The sequence below is a fragment of the Providencia sp. SP181 genome (assembly GCF_050446505.1).
Taxonomy (GTDB): Bacteria; Pseudomonadota; Gammaproteobacteria; order Enterobacterales; family Enterobacteriaceae; genus Providencia; species Providencia vermicola.
Genome location: NZ_JBBPXM010000001.1, coordinates 611,079 through 629,240, shown reverse-complemented (window position 1 = coordinate 629,240; position 18,162 = coordinate 611,079). Strand labels below are relative to the sequence as shown.

Sequence of the window (18,162 nt, the reverse complement as noted above, 5' to 3'; positions counted from 1 at the left end):
ATATAAAGTGAAATTTCGCCCTCAATAAGTTAATCAGTCAATTGAGAGGGTAAGGTTACTTTTATAAAAAATAGCGAATGGAACAAGATTAAAAATTGTTAGTAATCTACTAGGTTACAGTCTCAGACAGCAGAATCAGCTCATCGGTCTGTTTTTACTTACCGCCTATTTTCGGCTCGGACGATTTCTAGCAAGATTAAAAAATTGCAGGGACCTAATAGATTGTAATAACAGACTTTAATAAGTGATTGAAGATTAATGCTGCGTAAATTCTATATTCTTAATAAAATTTATATCAATCAATTGATTTTATAGCTAATGTGAATTATCTATTTGAATAATAATATTATTATAAATTAGTATTTAATTATTTTTTATACGGTACTACTGTTGTGCGTATAATGTAAACTTATCGAAACAGTAGGGTATCTTTATGTTTAAAAAGGCTATTTTTATTATCTTTCTTAGTTTCACTTCTTGCGGCTTTGCCAGCGACTTTACCTTTAAAGAGAAATCACCCGTTGATCGCCAGTTTGATAAAGACTACCAAGGGGTTAAAAAATTACAGGCAGAACAGAAGTTTGTCTTTGATCCCAAAAAGAAACTTTCGCCAGAAGAACAAAGTTATCAAGCTTTACTTGAGCAGCGTGACGCCGACGAAAATGCCTTGTTTAGGCATTTCAATGTTTGTGATGTTAACCCAACGGGAGCTGGATGCCCGAGTGCAACGCCATGGATGAACGATCGCCAGCAAATGAAAAAGATGTTGGAACAAGCGGGTCGGTATAATTAATTGTTGAACCATTAATTATTAAATTATGAGGGAGCAATAAGCTCCCTTGTTTATTTGGGGTTATACAGATTCAGGAAATGTGAGAGTTGCCCCGGGAGATTCTCGACTCAAATGAATGAAATTCATATGTTTTTCATATTGATCGAGAATATCACTAATAACCTGCTCTTTAGTGTAATCCATTAAATCGTTTCCTTGCGAACCTTCCCATAAAAAGGTTTCTAAACGGAAATAATGGGATTTCCCTGAACGGGCACGATAGGTAAAACCAGGAACGGAATAACGTTGTGGCCACACTTGGTAAATAAAGCTTTGCTCTTCACCCAAGTCAACAGTGAGCTCTAGATGGTCTAACCGTTCATCGGAAATGGGGGGAAGAATGCTAAATTCGACCTTCGCTCCCCTTAAACTCAGCTCTTTCGCCACGTCTTGCATCGCAGGGATGCATACTAAGTCCAACATTCTTTGCGTATAAGAGGTTCCTGGGAAGTTCATGACACGGCCTAAACGCTGCTTCCAGTTTAATGTGCCGTTGCCATACAGTGGCGCGGGCGCATTGGTATTTAAGGAACTGACTCGTCTAAAATCCTCCACTTTTAATGATTTATACAAGCCTGCCATAATAAAGAAAATCACAAAGCTAAAGGGGAGCCCCATAATGACGGTGGTGTTTTGTAACGCAGCAACACCATCGGTCATCAGCATACCTAATGTGAGTAAGCCAATGGCGACTGACCAAAAAATACGTAACCAATTAGGGGCATCATTATTGATGTCACTGAGTTTTGACGTGAAATTCCCCAGTACCAGTGAGCCAGAATCTGCGGAGGTGACGTAGAAAAGCAACCCAGTGATCGTGGCAAGTGAAGCGGTTAGGCCAAATCCAGGATAAAGTTCAAGGAGGGAATAGAACCCTTTTTCAGGGGCTTCCAAGACCGTTTTTGCGAGTTCGCTATTTCCGTGAATAATTTCATACAAAGCACTATTACCAAAAATGGATAGCCATAATAGAGTGAAAACAAACGGAATAATTAAGGTGCCAATCACAAACTGGCGGATTGTTCGCCCCCGTGAAATACGCGCGAGGAATAACCCGACAAATGGAGACCATGCTACCCACCATGCCCAGAAAAACAGGGTCCAGCTATTCATCCAATCCGTTGGGCGGTCAAATGCGAAGCTGTTGAGTGTCATCCCCATAAAGCGGTTAACGTAGTCTCCGACATTTAACACGAGTGCATTGAGTAAGAATTCGGTATCACCAACAAATAATATAAATAAAATCAGCCCTAAAGCGAGTAGGACATTAAGTTCGGACAATACCCGTATGCCTTTATTGACCCCTGATGTGGCGGATATCACGGCCATCACAACGGAAAGGAAAATTAAGCCACTTTGTACGGTTAACCCTTGTGGTAAATCAAATAGGACTTTTAAGCCATAATTTAGCTGGACGACGCCGATCCCCAGGGTGGTGGCAATTCCGAAAATAGTCCCCAAAACGGCGGCGATATCGACAGTATGGCCGATTGGGCCATCAATACGTTTGCCAAATATTGGATAAAGAGCGGAACGGATCGTTAGGGGTAAATTATAGCGGTAACTAAAGTAGCCTAATGCAATTCCCATTAAAGCATACATTGACCAGCCCGTTAGGCCATAGTGGAACAGTGTCCACACCATCGACTGACGAGCTGCTTCTAATGTTTGGCCTTCGCCTGTTGGCGGTAGCATATATTGTGTGACAGGCTCTGCCACGGAGAAAAACATTAAATCAATCCCTATCCCTGCAGCAAATAACATGGCTGACCAACTTAGCATGCTAAATTCAGGTTTGGATTGTTCTGGCCCAAGTTTGATATTTCCGAAACGAGATGTTGCGACAAAAATGACGAACACTATGTATAACGTTGCAGCTAACAGGTAATACCAACCAAAGGTTTTTGATACCCAACCAAGGGTAGCGACGATCCATTGGTTTGCTGTTTCGGTCATTAAGATGGTGAAAAAAGAAAACGCGAGTATTAGACCCGCGGAAGTGAAAAAAACCACAGAATTTAATTTGTCTTTCTGCTGATTTTTCGAACTATTGAGAGTTGTCATCGGCAGTTCCACATTTTTATTTATTTAACAGGTGAAAAATTATTATTCTTGCTAATTAATTGAAATTTAAGCAAGTTAACCCTATTTTATCCTATTCCCCTCCGTGAAATTGTGAATTAATTGTGACAAATGGTAGTTAATATTGATTGAACATTCAATTAAAAAAACGTTTAATAAATGGAGACAATGTGTTTTTAGGTTAAGAGCTCATGCCGAAAATAGGTATTCAATCGATACGTAAACAGCAATTAATTCAGGCAACGTTAGCGGTAATTAATGAGGTTGGAATGCAAGAGGCCAGCTTTGTATTAATTGCACGTAAAGCGGGTGTTTCCACGGGAATTATTAGCCATTATTTTCGTGATAAAAACGGTCTACTCGAAGCGACTATGCGACATATTCAATATCAATTGGGCTTTGCCGTTGCGATGCGTTTGAGAATGTTAACGGGTGCAGACGCTAAATCGCGTATTCAAGCCATTGTGGAGGGTAACTTTGACCCAACACAGACGAGCGAGGCGGCAATGAAAACGTGGCTCGCGTTTTGGGCAAGTAGCATGCATCAGCCAAGTTTAAATCGTTTACAGCAGGTCAATGACCGACGTTTATATTCAAATTTAAGTTATGAATTTGGGCGCGTGCTGGCAAAAAATGAGGCGCGAATGGCAGCTAAAGGCCTTGCGGCACTTATTGATGGACTGTGGTTGCGTAGTGCGTTAAGTAACGAAACCTTCCCTGTTTCCGATGCGTTAACAATAACGAATGAGTATATCGAAATGAAACTCGGCGAGGTATACGAAGCTCAAACCTAAAATAATTTTACAGGAGATAGTATGAAGAACCCACCACTACATCAGCTATACATTCATGGTGGTTATATTGATAGCTCGCAACCACAGTGCGACCAATTTCCCGCGATCAACCCTGCCAATGGTGAGGTGATTGCCAATCTCCAATCGGCTAGCCAAGAAGATATTCAGTGGGCAGTGGAAAGTGCCAAACAAGGGCAAAAAGTGTGGGCGGCAATGACGGCAATGGAACGTTCGCGAATTTTACGTCGTGCGGTCGATATTTTACGAGAACGCAATGATGAACTCGCCTACCTTGAAACCCTTGATACAGGAAAGCCACTTTCTGAAACTCGATATGTGGACATTGTGACGGGAGCTGATGTCCTTGAATATTATGCAGGCCTTATTCCAGCTCTTGAAGGACAACAAATTCCATTGCGGGAAAGTTCATTCGCCTATACACGCCGTGAACCTTTGGGGGTCGTCGCTGGGATTGGCGCGTGGAATTACCCGATTCAAATTGCGTTGTGGAAATCAGCCCCTGCACTTGCGGCGGGCAATGCGATGATTTTTAAACCCAGTGAAGTGACGTCGTTAACTGCGCTTAAACTTGCTGAGATTTATACGCAAGCGGGTGTCCCTGCGGGGGTATTTAACGTGGTAACGGGTAAGGGAGGGGAAGTCGGGCAGTGGCTCACGGAACACCCAGAAATTGCAAAAGTGTCATTCACGGGCGGGATAGCGACAGGGAAAAAAGTGATGGCCAACGCTTCTGCCTCTTCCTTAAAAGAGGTCACCATGGAGTTGGGTGGCAAATCCCCGTTAATTATCTTTGATGATGCAGACTTAGATAAAGCAGCGGATATTGCCATGATGGCCAACTTTTACAGCTCAGGTCAAGTTTGCACCAATGGAACCCGCGTGTTTATCCCTGAATTCCTCAAAACGCAATTTGAAGCGAAAATTGTAGAGCGGGTTGCACGAATTAAGATTGGTTCACCGATTGTAGAAGAAACCAATTTTGGGCCATTAGTTAGCTTTCCTCATATGGAAAATGTATTACGTTACATTGAATTAGGTAAGCAACAAGGGGCACGGTTATTGTGTGGCGGTGAGCGTCTTGTTGAAGGGGATTTTGCTAAGGGCGCCTATGTGGCACCGACTGTCTTTACGGATTGCCGTGATGAAATGCAAATTACACAAGAAGAGATCTTTGGCCCAGTGATGAGTATTTTAAGTTACCAAACTGAAGATGAAGTTATTGCGCGTGCAAATCATTCCGTCTATGGGCTAGCCGCGGGCATTGTCACGCAGGACTTAACACGTGCTCATCGTGTTATCCATCAGTTAGAAGCAGGTATTTGTTGGGTCAATACATGGGGGGAATCCCCAGCAGAAATGCCAGTGGGGGGCTATAAGCACTCAGGTGTTGGTCGCGAAAATGGCATCATAACGCTGCAAAACTACACACAAATCAAATCCATTCAAATTGAACTTGGGGAGTTTTCATCCGTTTTCTAATCACATCATTTTAATTTGACTGAAACAGAGGAGATAACAATGGTCTATGACTATATTATTATCGGTGCTGGTTCAGCCGGTAACGTTCTTGCTACACGCCTGACAGAAGATCCTGAAGTTACTGTGCTGCTCCTAGAAGCAGGAGGGCCAGATTATCGGCTCGACTTTCGCACACAAATGCCAGCCGCATTGGCGTATCCGTTGCAAGGGCGTCGTTACAACTGGGCGTACGAAACTGACCCAGAACCTCATATGAATCATCGTCGTATGGAATGTGGCCGCGGAAAGGGGCTTGGTGGCTCTTCGTTAATTAATGGCATGTGCTATATCCGTGGAAATGCGATGGATTTTGATGGGTGGGCCCAAGCACCAGGCCTTGAAGATTGGCGCTATCTTGATTGCTTACCCTATTTTCGTAAAGCAGAAAGCCGCGATATTGGGCCAAATGATTATCACGGCGGAGATGGCCCTGTGAGTGTCGCAACACCAAAAACGGGTAATAATGTGCTGTTTAAAGCGATGGTGGAGGCTGGCGTACAAGCGGGTTATCCAAGAACTGACGATTTAAATGGTTACCAACAGGAAGGTTTTGGCCCAATGGATCGCACTGTTACACCACAAGGGCGACGTGCGAGTACAGGCCGTGGTTATTTAGACCAAGCTAAAGGGCGAAAAAACCTGACAATCGTGACGCATGCAACAACAGATATCATTGAGTTTGAAGGGAAAAAGGCGATAGGGGCCAAATATTACCAAGGTGACAGCACGACGGCAATAACGGTAAAAGCGCAAAAGGAAGTGCTTTTATGTGCAGGTGCAATAGCTTCCCCGCAAATTTTGCAGCGCTCAGGCGTTGGCCCCGAAGAGGTATTAGATGAATTTAATATTGAAAAAGTGCATGTATTAGAAGGTGTTGGGCAAAACTTGCAAGATCACCTTGAGATGTATTTGCAATATGAATGCAAACAGCCTGTCTCTTTATACCCCGCATTAAAATGGTATAACCAACCGATGATTGGTGCACAGTGGTTATTTAAAGGCACAGGGATTGGCGCGAGTAATCAATTCGAAGCTGGGGGTTTTATACGCACCAGCGATAAATTTGCATGGCCGAATATTCAGTTCCATTTTTTGCCTGTAGCAATAAATTATAACGGCAGTAATGCGGTAAATTTACATGGTTTTCAAGCTCATGTGGGTTCAATGCGCTCACCAAGTCGCGGCCGAGTCCGTTTAGCCTCATTAGACCCGCGTCAACACCCAAGCATTTTATTTAATTACATGTCATCAAAGCAGGATTGGGAAGAGTTCCGCGCAGCAATACGTATCACGCGAGAAATCATGGCGCAGCCAGCACTTGACCCTTATCGGGGAGAGGAAATTAGCCCTGGTAAGCACATTCAAACGGATGAAGAACTCGACGCATTCGTTCGGGAACGAGCCGAAACGGCATTTCATCCCTGCGGAACCTGTAAAATGGGCAATGATGATATGGCAGTGGTGGATGGTTCAGGGCGTGTACATGGGCTTAGTGGCTTACGAGTAGTCGATGCGTCGATTATGCCGCTTATTATTACGGGAAATTTGAATGCAACGACCATTATGATTGCCGAAAAAATTGCAGATAAAATTCGTCATCGCTCTCCATTAGCAGCAAGTGATGCAGAATATTATGTAGCGGATGGCGCTCCTGTTCGGAGGGAGCCTCAGAAATAACACATTATATTAAGCTACTAGCGGTCATTTAATTCCCTTAAGCGACGATACGTTGAGTATTGTCGCTTTTTTTACGTTTGAATAAAGATTTTATTAATAAACAACTTAATGATAATAATAATACAAATGATATTCATTATTATCTTGATCATTATTATCATTGGTGTATATTTCAATGGTTATTGCATTCATAGGGGGAATGGGCACGTAACCATTCAATAAATAAGGTTTTTCTGTTGGCTTCATTTAAAGCGTAACATATAAACCTACAATAAAATTCATGAATTCCAGTATGGCAGTAGGGATATATAACTCTGCCCGTACGGGGTTTTATTGTCTCAATAAAATAATCATTAATTAATGAAGGCATTACTTAAATGATATTTCAAAATAAAAAAATAATTAGCTTACTTGTTATTTGTTCATCAAGTGCGGCATTTGCGGATGAAACTCAAACTACACCTCAGAAAGATAAACTGACGGTCACTGCCAGTAAAATAAAGTCGAATAGCAAACAAATCGATACCAAAGATGTTTCAACGGTTCGAGGAACAACCAATTCCGATATATTTGCGAATGAAAGTTCATTACAGGTTAATAATGCTCGAAATGAAGCGGGTGCATTGGATATCGGTATTCGTGGTTTGCAAGGTAATGGGCGAGTGCCGATTATTATTGATGGCAGCTTGCAATCTACCAATACATGGCGAGGCTACCAAGGCAGTACGGACAGAACCTATATTGATATGGATTTGGTCGATACTATCAATATTGAAAAGGGGGCGTCGATGAGTAAATTCTCTGGTGGTGCTATCGGGGGAACGGTGAAATTAAAAACCTTATCGGCGAATAGTATTATCCCCCAAGGTGACCAATTCGGTTTTTTATTTAAAGGGAATATTTACAATAATAATCGCCGTCCATCAGTGGCATCAGATGAAAAAAACGAATCACAGTACCGCTTATCGAATGGGATTAAAAATTCTCACTTTAATAATGGTTCAGTGACAGTGGGAATGGCGTATCGAAATGAGAAATTCGATGTACTGATTGCTCACAGTGATAGAAAGCAAGGCAACTTTTTGGCAGGGAAGAATGGCTACCATAAATATTCAACTACAGATGCCCCCATAAAACCTGGGCAAGAGGTGGTCAATACCAGTTATGAAAGTCAATCAACGCTGTTAAAAACCAATATCTATATTAACCCTTATTCAAGTATCGAATTAAATTACCGCCGTCATGAACAAAAAGCAGGGGAAGTTTTAGCTGCATATTGGTATCAATCTGACGGGAAAATGCCACAGTGGTCACTCGGAACGGCAGATATCGATACCGCATCATTGAATTATTCCTATAAACCTGATTCATTGTGGGTGGATATGAATTTAGGTTTGTGGTGGACAAAAGGTAAATTTAAGCAACGTAATGGCACGACCGATGATGTTACTGCACATTATGGCAACCAATATCAGCATCGTTATACCGATGAACGCATGGGCTTTAACTTAGAAAATACTTCTGAGTTTGCAAATTACCCTATTAATGTGACTTACGGCGTGGAATTTATGGAACAAAAAACGAAGCCGTTAACCAAAACATACCAACCGATATGGACTCCAGAAGGTACGATCCCTGGTGAGGAGTTAACGCCAGTAACACGCAATGCAAAAGGAAAAAATACGTCGGCATTTACCAATATGGAATATAAAGGTGAGTGGATTAGTACATTGGCAGGTTGGCGTATTCATTCTTTTGATGTCGATGACCATGTGTTAGGGAAAAGCATTAGTTATGGCCCGAAAAATGATTTTTTAGGTGAAGTGCGTTTTCATGTGACTGATGAGTTGGATGTCTATACTAAGCATTCAGACAGTTACCGTGAGCCAAGCCTATTTGAAACCACAGTTTCTGGGCAAACGTATTCTTATACACCCGATGTGCCACTTAAACCAGAGCATGCAAAATCATTTGAGGTTGGAATTGATTTTGAAAAAAATAACCTGATTTTTGATGAAGATACTGCTGGCTTACGGGTGGGGTACTTTAATAATGATATTAAAGGCTATCTTTCCCAAGGGGTAAACCCAACGGGGGTCTATTCACCTTATGTTGTCATGAAAAACTACGATAGTTTCAAGCTTTCAGGTTATGAAATTGAAGCGAAATATGACTCTAATTATGCTTTCGGCTCGTTAGATGCGACTTTCTATAACAATTCAGAGCTTTGTTCTCGTGATGAAATGGAATTAGGCAACTTACCCGCTGCTTGTAACTCAGTTGGGTTTGCATGGGGATTATCACCATCGCGTCTCCCACCGAAAAAGGTCGTCTCTGGAATCGTGGGGGTGAAAATGTTTGATCAGAAATTACAAACAGGCTTACGTGTGCGTTATAATGCAGGCAAGGAATACCCACAGAAATGGTTAGCGGGAACAGCCGCTGCCCCTGTCACTAAGTTACATGCAACCACGACTTTTGATTTATTAGGGAAGTATTCTATTCAAAAAAATCTTCATGTGAATTTCAATATTGATAACCTAACCAATCGCTATGCGTTTGACCCAGGTACTGTTATTTATATGCCAATTCCAGGAAGGACGTTCAGACTGGGACTTGAGGCGACTTTCTAAGTGGCCAATTCAATTGCCTTAGATTATGAAATTTAAGGCAATATCACAGTCATTATTTATTTGGCTGAAAACTCTTTGTATGCACTAATAGTTTCAGCTGCATACATGGCAGATGGGCCACCACCCATGAAGATAGCAACGCCGAGTGCTTCAGCTAACTCTTGTTCTGTTACGCCTAGTTCAACTAATGTTTTGGTGTGAAAACCAATGCAGCCATCGCAGCGGTTTGCAACTGCGATCCCAATAGCGATAAGCTCTTTGGTTTTTTTATCAAGGGCACCATCTTGTACGCCAGTACTCACAAGTCCCGAAAAGTGTTTCATAACGTCAGGAATATGTTTACCTAATTCCGGAAGGTGTTTACTGATATGTTGGGTAACGTCATTGTATTTAGACATTTTTTTCTCACTTTTATTTAATGAATTTATATTATGTAAAATAATATAGTGTTTTTTTGTATATTATCAATCAAAATTAATTTAAAATTCAAAATTTTAAAAAGTTAATTTAGTATGGTTTTTTATTTCAATTACTGGGGGGGGGGGAGAAAACACTAAAAATGGGCAAAAAAAACCTCCCAAAAAAGATAAGGAGGGAAAATAAATATAAAGCGAGTCTACTTATATATCACTGATTGAATGTAAACCATACCCGACCAGATGAATTATTTTCCAAAAATACATCAAATGTTGATTAATAATGGAAAAAATTTTTAAAAATCATTTGAGTAGAGTATTATTTGACGGAATTAATTAGCCATTGTAAATAGTTATCCTCAACCTGACTTGGGTCAAGCCTTATTAATTCAGGTGTTTCATAGGGATGTATTTTTTTTATCGCCTCAAAAATGCTGAGTTGATTAGATTGTGTTGTTTTAATTAGTAGTAAAACTTCTTTATCTTTTGTGATATTACCTTGCCAAAGGTATAAAGATATTATTTCAGGCAATAAAGAAACACAAGTAGCTAACTGGTTATCTAAAAGGTATTGTGCGATTTTAATTGCACTCTCTTGACTATTGGTTGTGCATAATACAATGCAAGATGGTTGAGAATTATTACTGTATTGGCTATTGGTAGTCATTTTATTTCCTCGATGGTTATATTAAGAAGCGTGCTGTAATTAATGGTAGATTAGAGACAATAATATGGAATGAGATATGAATATCTAAAAGGACATTTTTTAATGCACAAAAAAATTATTATTTCAAGTAATAATTGTATATCAAATAATAAGTCGCATTACTTGTTTTTTAATCTAAAATTGATTGTTTATTCATCTCATGTGTTTTTTTACCTGTAAATGCAATTGAAATATTATGTGTATATATCTAAAGAATGTGTTCTTTTATATCTAAAGTGTAACTAATTCGATTCAGCCTACAAAAAACAAGGTTAAATTATAAAAAAAATTGAAATTTTAGTATATTAAGAAAATTAAGATAATAAATTGAGCTATTATATGTGATAGACCTAAATACATTATAAATATGTAAAATACCAATTTAGCGAGTAAATATTTTTCTTGTGTTATTAAAAGCAAGTAAGGATCTTTTACATTCAATAATGGCATTAGCATTATTGGAAAGTTAGTAATAACCAAATTTTACAAAAAAAAGTTACTTTATTCCTGAAATAAAGTAACTAACTGATAACGATCAAAGTTTTTAGGTTCTACATTGTTAACATGATGATGTAAATCAAAATAATTATCTGAATATACTCTGTATTTCCATCTTTAGGCATGTATGGATAACTCTATGAATAAACTCACACCTTTAAAACCTGTACCAACATTAATCGCAGTTGCAATCACACTTGTCATTTGGTTTTTAATTCCAGTACCTGAGGGGGTTAATCCCAATGCTTGGCATCTTTTGGCACTGTTTGTCGGCACAATCGCCGCTATTATTGGCAAAGCTTTGCCTATTGGCGGGGTTTCTATTGTGGCTATTTCACTAGTTGCAGCAACAGGAGTCACCAACCCTGAATCAACGAAAGGCGCTATTGCTGATGCATTAAGTGGTTTTTCAAATGATTTAATTTGGTTAATCGGTATCTCGATTATGGTTTCTATGAGCTTGAATAAAACAGGCTTAGGCGCAAGGATTGGTTATTATGTTATTTCATTGTTTGGTAAAAAAACGATTGGAATTGCATATTCACTTGCGATAGCAGAAACAATTCTTGCCCCAGTGACACCAAGTAATACTGCGCGAGGAGGGGGAATTATTCACCCGATTATGCGTTCAATATCTGACAGTTTTGGGTCAAAAGCAGAAGATGGAACGGCAGGTAAAATAGGACGCTATCTTTCTTTAGTAAACTATAATATTAATCCGATTACATCGGCAATGTTTATTACGGCAACAGCGCCAAACCCGTTAATCGTCAGTTTGATTATTAGTGAAACCAGCCAAAGTAATGAGCTGACTTGGGGAATGTGGGCGATTGCGGCATTTGTTCCTGCTATTGTCTCGCTTATTTTAATGCCTCTCGTTATTTACTTTATGTATAAACCTGAAATCACCTCAACGCCTGATGCGCCTAATTTTGCAAAAGAACGTTTACAACAATTAGGGCCAGTATCATTGCCTGAAAAGATCACTTTAGGGGTATTTGGCTTACTGCTATTAATGTGGGCTGGTGTACCTGCGATGATCTTTGGGCCTGCTTATAGTATTAATGCGACAACGGCTGCCTTTATTGGACTCAGTATTCTATTGGCAACAGGCGTGATTAATTGGGATGACGTATTGAAAAATAAAGGGGCTTGGGACACTGTCGTTTGGTTCTCCGCTTTAGTTATGATGGCGAGCTTCTTAGGTAAATTAGGCCTAATTAAATGGATGTCATTAACTGTCGGAAGCACAATTGATAGTATGGGGATTAGCTGGGTATGGGGTATGCTCATCCTTGTTTTAATCTATGTCTACTCCCATTATTTCTTTGCGAGTACTACTGCGCATATTACCGCTATGTATGCGGCGTTTTTCTCTGCAGGTTTAGCATTAGGTGCGCCTCCAATGCTATTAGCACTGACACTCGCATTCTCATCATCGTTAATGATGTCGTTGACCCATTATGGAACAGGTACTGCACCCATTATCTTCGGGTCGGGGTATGCAACGTTAGGTGAATGGTGGAAAACAGGTTTTGTGATGAGTGTTGTTAACCTCGCTATTTGGTTCTTTATTGGTAGTGTCTGGTGGAAATTCTTAGGTTACTGGTAATAATACGCGGCTAACATGAGGATAAATAAAAGTCGGGCATAATTGCCCGATTTTTTATGTCCGTTGAATGCTATAATGCACTGATTATCAGGATAATTGTGCTAACGATAATCGAAACTAACATTATTTTTTTCCAGCTGATCACGGCCTTGGTATTCAGAGCATGTTGCCATAACAAATTGATTTCATCTGCATGAGCATATTTTCGTGTTTTAATAGCGAGTTTAACTTTTTTGACCATATCGTTGTCCGTTGAGACAGTATTTTTCATGATCATGGCAATTTACCTTGGTTGTAATAAGTAACAGCAATGCGTTAAGTAATATAAGAAATTGTTACGATGAAATGATTATCGCAGATAAAAAGTGAATAAAAATTGTCGAGTTTTTTTACCTATTTCCCCATTTAGGCGGAGAAACATTTGTTCTTAGAGTTTTTGCCAGAAAAAAGAGTAGATAAAAATAGAAATAACGTCATTAAGGGGAAATAAGGGGAATTTAAAGGTCATATTTACATTTTTTGGTGGGATATTTTTAATTTAAAGTTAAGTAGGTAAAGACCATAAATGTAATTGGTTTGGTTGTAAAAGCCAGTATGATATATAAACTCGCGATCAAATTTATGTAGAGGGAAACATGTATTCACAAAGGAAAGCTGAATTCTTCTTGGTATTAACCACGATGATTGCCGCTTGGGGGTGGGTTTTTTCGCGTGAAGCCGTTCAAGGTATGCCTGTTTTCGCTTTTCTGGGAACGCGTTTTTTACTTGCCGCTATTATATTGCTTCCTTTTTGCAAAGGAAAAAGAAATCGAATTCCACTGAAGCAACTCCCTAAAATATTAATGACAGGCGGTTGGATGGCACTGAATTTAGTTTTGTGGATCCATGCGGTTGCGATAACTGACTCTATTGGGGAAGGGGCTTTTATTATGAGCCTTGCGATGTTATTTGTTCCCTTAGTCGCATGGGTTATCTTGAAAAATCGACCAAGCCGATATTTTTGGGAAGCGTTGCCAGTAGCGATTATTGGGCTAGCTTGTTTAACTCTATTTAAAGCGCAGCTTGAATTTAAAGCAAGCCAGTTGTGGTTTTTAGGTGCCGCTATCGTTCAAGCGATTTATTTTTGTTATACCAGTTTGTATACCCGAATGGTGCCTCTTTTACCTTTAACAACGATACAGTTAGCCACAACAGGGATTGTGGCCTTGGTGCTTTCATTCTTTTTAGAAGAATGGCCGACAAGTTTAACCACACCAACCGTGATGTGGTTAGGGGCAAGTGTGGTTATCGCGACAAGCTTACGCTTTGTATTGCAACTTGTTGGTCAAAAAAATACCACCGCAGCCAATGCAGCGATTATTATGATCTTAGAGCCTGTAATGACAGTCTTTGTTGCTGCCATCTGGTATCACGAACGTATGCCGCTAATTCAAATCGTGGGCTGCATACTGATTTTATTTTCTTTATTTTATTACCGCTGGCGTTGTTCAAACTCATTATCTAAATAAGACTGATAGATAAAAAAACATTAATGATTGCGGATTTTTTTAAAGAAAACGACTATGATTAATAGCAAGATTTATCGATAGGGTATTAATCTTAATAAGACATTCTTATTCTGTAAATTAAGATTAATAGTGTTGAAAGTAGACAATAATTACCCAAAATAGCAAAATACTGAACAAGAGCATGCATTGTCATTTGTTTATGCATTGAAAGCTGAATGGGGAATAGGCAAAAAATGAAAAAATTAGTATTAATATTGGGTATGGCGGGTGTGATGAGCGTGTTATCAGCATGCTCCGATGAAAAATCAGAAATTGCAGAATACAAAGAAAATTTTGTGAATACTTGTGTGGTGGCTTCAGGTAACCCACAAGGCGAAACTGCAAAAGCAATTAGCGCCATTTGTGGTTGTGCATACGATAAAACGATTGAAAAATATGGTTTAAGTGAATTTAAACGTATGGACGGTGAATTGGAAAAATCAGGGAATGCAGAGCCTGAGTTCCAAAAAACAATGATTGAATTCGTTCAACAGTGTTCACAAAACGCGCGTTAATATTGCCTAACCCGCAGTGAATTATCCAACACTGCGGGTACTTATATCATTTAAATAAATTTTTAAATTGGTGGGGAGCACTGCGTAAATATTGCGGCGCTACATTAATTTGCTCGTTCAACTCAGTTGCCGCACGCCAAGGCCAACGGGGCTCAAATAAAATCCTACGACCAATGGCCACAAAATCCGCCTGATGCGTTGCAATAATCGCTTCTGCTTGTAGCGGTTCTGTTATTAGTCCAACCGCAATAACCGGCATCATGCTATGTTCATGGATAGCTTGCGCTAAAGGCACTTGATAATTAGGACTTAGCGGGATTTGTTGTTCTGGTGCAAGCCCTCCTGAAGAAACGTGAATATAATCACAGCCGAGTTCCTCTAATTGTTCACACAGTTCGATAGATTCGGGAACATCCCAGCCATTATCTAACCAATCCGTTGCGGAAATACGTACACCAACAGCAATATTAGGGCTGATAGCTTTACGCACCTCATGAAATACATTAATTAGCAAGCGGCTGCGATTTTCGAAACTTCCACCATATTCGTCTTGGCGTTGGTTTGAAATGGGAGATAAGAATTCATGCAATAAATAACCATGAGCTGCGTGGATCTCTATAACGTCAAAACCAGCTTGTTCGGCCCGTTTTGCCGCATTAATAAATTGGTGTTTAATTTCTTGGATATCATCAGTAGTTAGTTCCCGTGGCAAGGGATTATTACCAAAAGCGAGAGGGGAAGGCGCGACAGTTTGCCAACCATGGGCATCCGTTTTACTGAGGCTTTTTCCCCCTAACCATGGAAGATCACAGGATGCTTTTCTGCCTGCATGGGCAATTTGTACACCTAATCGAGCATCAGAATATTGTCGAATATCAGTGAGCATTTGTTGCATGGCTGTTGCTTGCTCGTCATTCCATAGCCCAAGATCTTTATAGGTAATCCGCCCTTCAGGCACGATAGCACTTGCCTCGACGATCACCAATGACGCCCCAGATAAGGCCAGATTCATATAGTGTGCGCTATGCCAAGCTGTTGGTAAGCCATTATTAGCTGAATACTGGCACATCGGTGGAATAATAATTCTATTTTTTAGTGAAACCAGACCCATTGCTGCAGAAGAAAAAAGGTGACTCATTAGCGAATTCCCTATTTGTAGCCTTTAGTTATCCTAATATTATACCTGAATCAATAAGCGATTTTTGTGAGATGGTGTGGTATTGATTTGAAAACAGTATTTTTTTAGAGGAGAGATAAAGAAAAAAATCAAGTCATTTAATTCATATTTGAGCAAAGAGATAAAAAGCAGATTTTCCTTTCTAACCTGCATAAAAAACAACAATTTTTTTAAAAAAATAATAGAAAAATTAAAATAAAATAGTGGTGAGAAATTATATATATCGATAATTCCACATGTTATTAATTAACTAATTAATAACCAATTCTCTTTGGCATTAATGGGCGACTATGGTTTTAATGGTTCTAATAGTGAGTTTGGCTATTTTTTTATTTTAAATAGTGATTTTAATAAGTGTAAATGAGTTGTTATTACCGCAAAAATAGCCAATGAGACTTGCGGGTAGGCTAAAGGATTTATATAAGCAAGGTACTGATACGTAATGAAATGAGTAAATTCATTCTTCAATATAATTAATGTTGAATATTGAAGGTTATCAAATTAATTACATAAAAATCATTCACCTGAAAAATATAATTCTAAGAAGGAAGCTCATGTGTTAACAATTATTGGTATTTTAATCATTGTATCGATAGTCACCTTATTAATGATGGGGAAAGTGAGCCCCATTATTGCAATGTCGTGTATTCCCTTTCTCGGCGCTTTATTAGCAGGATATTCTATCGCAGAAATATCTGTTTTTTTTGAAAGTGGTATTAATAAAGTTTCCAAAGTTGCCGCGATGTTCTTATTCGCCATCTTGTTCTTTAGTTTGATGAAAGATTTGCACATTTTTGACCCGTTAATTCGGATCATGGTCAAAATGACTCGGGGAAACATTATTGTTGTCTGTATTATGACGACACTTATTGCGGGTATTGTGCACTTAGATGGCTCAGGAGCAGCAACATTCCTTATTATTATTCCTGCACTACTCCCTTTATATCGTCAGCTTGGTATGAGCCCATATTTAATGCTGTTATTAATGTGTGCCAGTATGGGGATTATGAATATGGTTCCTTGGGGAGGCCCATTAGGTCGAGCTTCAGCTGTGACGGGTATAGATGCCTCTATTTTATGGCAGCATTTGATCCCTGTTCAATTAATCGGTATGGGCGGCGCCGTTGTATTTGCGGTTATTATGGGAATGCGTGAGAAACGTCGTATTGCTGCTGCAAAACTTAATGGTACCACGCCGTATGAAATGGATTCTTTGCTACCCGTTAGTGATGATATGGCAGATGTGACGGACACAATTCATAAACCTAAAAAACCGTTAATTAACGGTGGGTTGATTATCGCGTCAGTTATCTGTTTAGCATTTGGATTATTGTCAGCCCCCTATGTCTTCATGATAGCGCTTTCGCTAGCATTGATGGTCAATTTTCCAAATCCGAAAGATCAAATGAAAGTACTGTCACAACATGCGCCGCAGGCTCTAGGCATGGTGGCTATTATTCTAGCCGCAGGTGCATTTTTAGGCATTTTATCCGAAGGTGGTATGTTGAAATCGATAGCGATGGACTTAACCGCTATCTTGCCAATGGAATGGGTATCGAAAGTTCATATTTTTGTTGGGATTATCGGTGTACCAATGGATATTTTCACCAGTACAGATGCTTATTATTTTGCGCTGTTGCCAATAATTCAACAAATTGCGGGTACTGTAGGTGTTGACCCATCTTCAGTAGTCTACGCGATGGCAATAGGCAATAATGCAGGAACATTCGTTAGCCCGTTCTCACCAGCAGCATGGCTAGCGATGGGGTTAGCAGGTATTGATATGGGACGCCATTTGCGCTACTCATTTGGCTGGATTTGGTTGTTTAGCTTCTTTTTACTTGCTATTGGTGCAGTACTCGGTCTCTACTGATTATTCTTCATCTTTTGGTCTGTCGCGTTGTTGGTTTCAAAAGTCAACCCGAGTCACATACTTATGTATGCTCCTCGGGATTGGCTTTCTTTGCCGCCTAGCGACAGACGCAAAATCTATTGAATAACCCGCGTGCATTAGCTAAAGCATAATCTCAATGTGGCGGCGTTGTTGGCATCAAAAGTAAATCCCTAGATCGAAACTTGAATTGCCAGAATATACAAAGTAGCCAATTGAATTATTGGCTTGCTAATTATCAGA

General features: G+C 39.7%; 14 protein-coding genes. 9 read left to right on the top strand and 5 right to left on the bottom strand.

Annotated elements, in window-relative coordinates:
• Positions 1 to 433 precede the first annotated feature (433 nt).
• A complete protein-coding gene (locus AABS66_RS03085) occupies positions 434 to 793 on the top strand; it encodes a hypothetical protein (protein ID WP_206083895.1) in 360 nt (119 codons plus the stop codon).
• A gap of 60 nt (positions 794 to 853) precedes the next feature.
• Here AABS66_RS03085 and AABS66_RS03080 read toward each other — a convergent pair whose 3' ends face one another.
• Positions 854 to 2,896, bottom strand: a complete 2,043-nt coding sequence (locus tag AABS66_RS03080; RefSeq protein WP_206083896.1) for a choline transporter — start codon at positions 2,894 to 2,896, stop codon at positions 854 to 856.
• Positions 2,897 to 3,105: 209 nt separating this feature from the next.
• Here AABS66_RS03080 and betI point away from each other — a divergent pair, with 209 nt between their 5' ends.
• The 4 genes from betI to AABS66_RS03060 all read left to right on the top strand — a co-directional run bounded on the left by betI (position 3,106) and on the right by AABS66_RS03060 (position 9,557).
• Positions 3,106 to 3,708 (top strand): transcriptional regulator BetI, encoded by a 603-nt coding sequence (betI, locus tag AABS66_RS03075; protein ID WP_272680797.1) that lies wholly within the window; start codon positions 3,106 to 3,108, stop codon positions 3,706 to 3,708.
• A 21-nt stretch (positions 3,709 to 3,729) separates the two neighbouring features.
• A complete protein-coding gene (betB, locus tag AABS66_RS03070; protein ID WP_272538661.1) occupies positions 3,730 to 5,208 on the top strand; it encodes a betaine-aldehyde dehydrogenase in 1,479 nt (492 codons plus the stop codon).
• 39 nt (positions 5,209 to 5,247) lie between these two features.
• On the top strand, positions 5,248 to 6,924 hold the full coding sequence (betA, locus tag AABS66_RS03065) for a choline dehydrogenase (RefSeq protein WP_206083899.1): 1,677 nt from the start codon (positions 5,248 to 5,250) through the stop codon (positions 6,922 to 6,924).
• Positions 6,925 to 7,301: 377 nt separating this feature from the next.
• Complete coding sequence (locus tag AABS66_RS03060) at positions 7,302 to 9,557, top strand: TonB-dependent receptor domain-containing protein (RefSeq protein WP_430224556.1); 2,256 nt, start codon at positions 7,302 to 7,304, stop codon at positions 9,555 to 9,557.
• Positions 9,558 to 9,613: 56 nt separating this feature from the next.
• Here AABS66_RS03060 and AABS66_RS03055 read toward each other — a convergent pair whose 3' ends face one another.
• Entirely contained in the window at positions 9,614 to 9,955 is a 342-nt protein-coding gene (locus AABS66_RS03055) for a carboxymuconolactone decarboxylase family protein (protein ID WP_206083901.1), read from the bottom strand.
• A gap of 337 nt (positions 9,956 to 10,292) precedes the next feature.
• Positions 10,293 to 10,640, bottom strand: a complete 348-nt coding sequence (gene cutA, locus AABS66_RS03050) for a divalent-cation tolerance protein CutA (RefSeq protein ID WP_206083902.1) — start codon at positions 10,638 to 10,640, stop codon at positions 10,293 to 10,295.
• Between the two features lie 676 nt (positions 10,641 to 11,316).
• Here cutA and AABS66_RS03045 point away from each other — a divergent pair.
• Positions 11,317 to 12,789 carry an anion permease gene (locus AABS66_RS03045; RefSeq protein ID WP_349415243.1) on the top strand — a complete coding sequence of 491 codons (1,473 nt, stop codon included), beginning with the start codon at positions 11,317 to 11,319 and terminating at the stop codon, positions 12,787 to 12,789.
• A 70-nt stretch (positions 12,790 to 12,859) separates the two neighbouring features.
• Here the strand turns inward: AABS66_RS03045 and AABS66_RS03040 are convergent, their stop codons facing one another.
• Positions 12,860 to 13,066, bottom strand: coding sequence for a 3-oxoacyl-ACP synthase (locus tag AABS66_RS03040; protein WP_206083904.1), 207 nt, complete (start codon positions 13,064 to 13,066; stop codon positions 12,860 to 12,862).
• 358 nt (positions 13,067 to 13,424) lie between these two features.
• Here AABS66_RS03040 and AABS66_RS03035 point away from each other — a divergent pair, with 358 nt between their 5' ends.
• Together AABS66_RS03035 and AABS66_RS03030 are read left to right on the top strand one after the other, a co-directional pair.
• Positions 13,425 to 14,297 carry a DMT family transporter gene (locus tag AABS66_RS03035; RefSeq protein WP_206083905.1) on the top strand — a complete coding sequence of 291 codons (873 nt, stop codon included), beginning with the start codon at positions 13,425 to 13,427 and terminating at the stop codon, positions 14,295 to 14,297.
• 233 nt (positions 14,298 to 14,530) lie between these two features.
• The gene (locus AABS66_RS03030; protein ID WP_206083906.1) at positions 14,531 to 14,851 is read left to right on the top strand and encodes a hypothetical protein; all 321 of its coding nucleotides are present in this window, start codon (positions 14,531 to 14,533) and stop codon (positions 14,849 to 14,851) included.
• A 46-nt stretch (positions 14,852 to 14,897) separates the two neighbouring features.
• Here the strand turns inward: AABS66_RS03030 and AABS66_RS03025 are convergent, their stop codons facing one another.
• A complete protein-coding gene (locus AABS66_RS03025; RefSeq protein ID WP_206083907.1) occupies positions 14,898 to 15,989 on the bottom strand; it encodes an NADH:flavin oxidoreductase/NADH oxidase in 1,092 nt (363 codons plus the stop codon).
• A gap of 595 nt (positions 15,990 to 16,584) precedes the next feature.
• Here AABS66_RS03025 and AABS66_RS03020 point away from each other — a divergent pair.
• A complete protein-coding gene (locus tag AABS66_RS03020; protein WP_206083908.1) occupies positions 16,585 to 17,901 on the top strand; it encodes a CitMHS family transporter in 1,317 nt (438 codons plus the stop codon).
• Positions 17,902 to 18,162: the final 261 nt, after the last annotated feature.

Excerpts from the sequence above, each read along its gene's own strand:
- AABS66_RS03085 (WP_206083895.1), top strand. The coding sequence starts at position 434 with ATGTTTAAAAAGGCTATTTTTATTATCTTTCTTAGTTTCACTTCTTGC.
- AABS66_RS03080 (WP_206083896.1), bottom strand. The coding sequence starts at position 2,896 with ATGACAACTCTCAATAGTTCGAAAAATCAGCAGAAAGACAAATTAAAT.
- betI (WP_272680797.1), top strand. The coding sequence starts at position 3,106 with ATGCCGAAAATAGGTATTCAATCGATACGTAAACAGCAATTAATTCAG.
- betB (WP_272538661.1), top strand. The coding sequence starts at position 3,730 with ATGAAGAACCCACCACTACATCAGCTATACATTCATGGTGGTTATATT.
- betA (WP_206083899.1), top strand. The coding sequence starts at position 5,248 with ATGGTCTATGACTATATTATTATCGGTGCTGGTTCAGCCGGTAACGTT.
- AABS66_RS03060 (WP_430224556.1), top strand. The coding sequence starts at position 7,302 with ATGATATTTCAAAATAAAAAAATAATTAGCTTACTTGTTATTTGTTCA.
- AABS66_RS03055 (WP_206083901.1), bottom strand. The coding sequence starts at position 9,955 with ATGTCTAAATACAATGACGTTACCCAACATATCAGTAAACACCTTCCG.
- cutA (WP_206083902.1), bottom strand. The coding sequence starts at position 10,640 with ATGACTACCAATAGCCAATACAGTAATAATTCTCAACCATCTTGCATT.
- AABS66_RS03045 (WP_349415243.1), top strand. The coding sequence starts at position 11,317 with ATGAATAAACTCACACCTTTAAAACCTGTACCAACATTAATCGCAGTT.
- AABS66_RS03040 (WP_206083904.1), bottom strand. The coding sequence starts at position 13,066 with ATGATCATGAAAAATACTGTCTCAACGGACAACGATATGGTCAAAAAA.
- AABS66_RS03035 (WP_206083905.1), top strand. The coding sequence starts at position 13,425 with ATGTATTCACAAAGGAAAGCTGAATTCTTCTTGGTATTAACCACGATG.
- AABS66_RS03030 (WP_206083906.1), top strand. The coding sequence starts at position 14,531 with ATGAAAAAATTAGTATTAATATTGGGTATGGCGGGTGTGATGAGCGTG.
- AABS66_RS03025 (WP_206083907.1), bottom strand. The coding sequence starts at position 15,989 with ATGAGTCACCTTTTTTCTTCTGCAGCAATGGGTCTGGTTTCACTAAAA.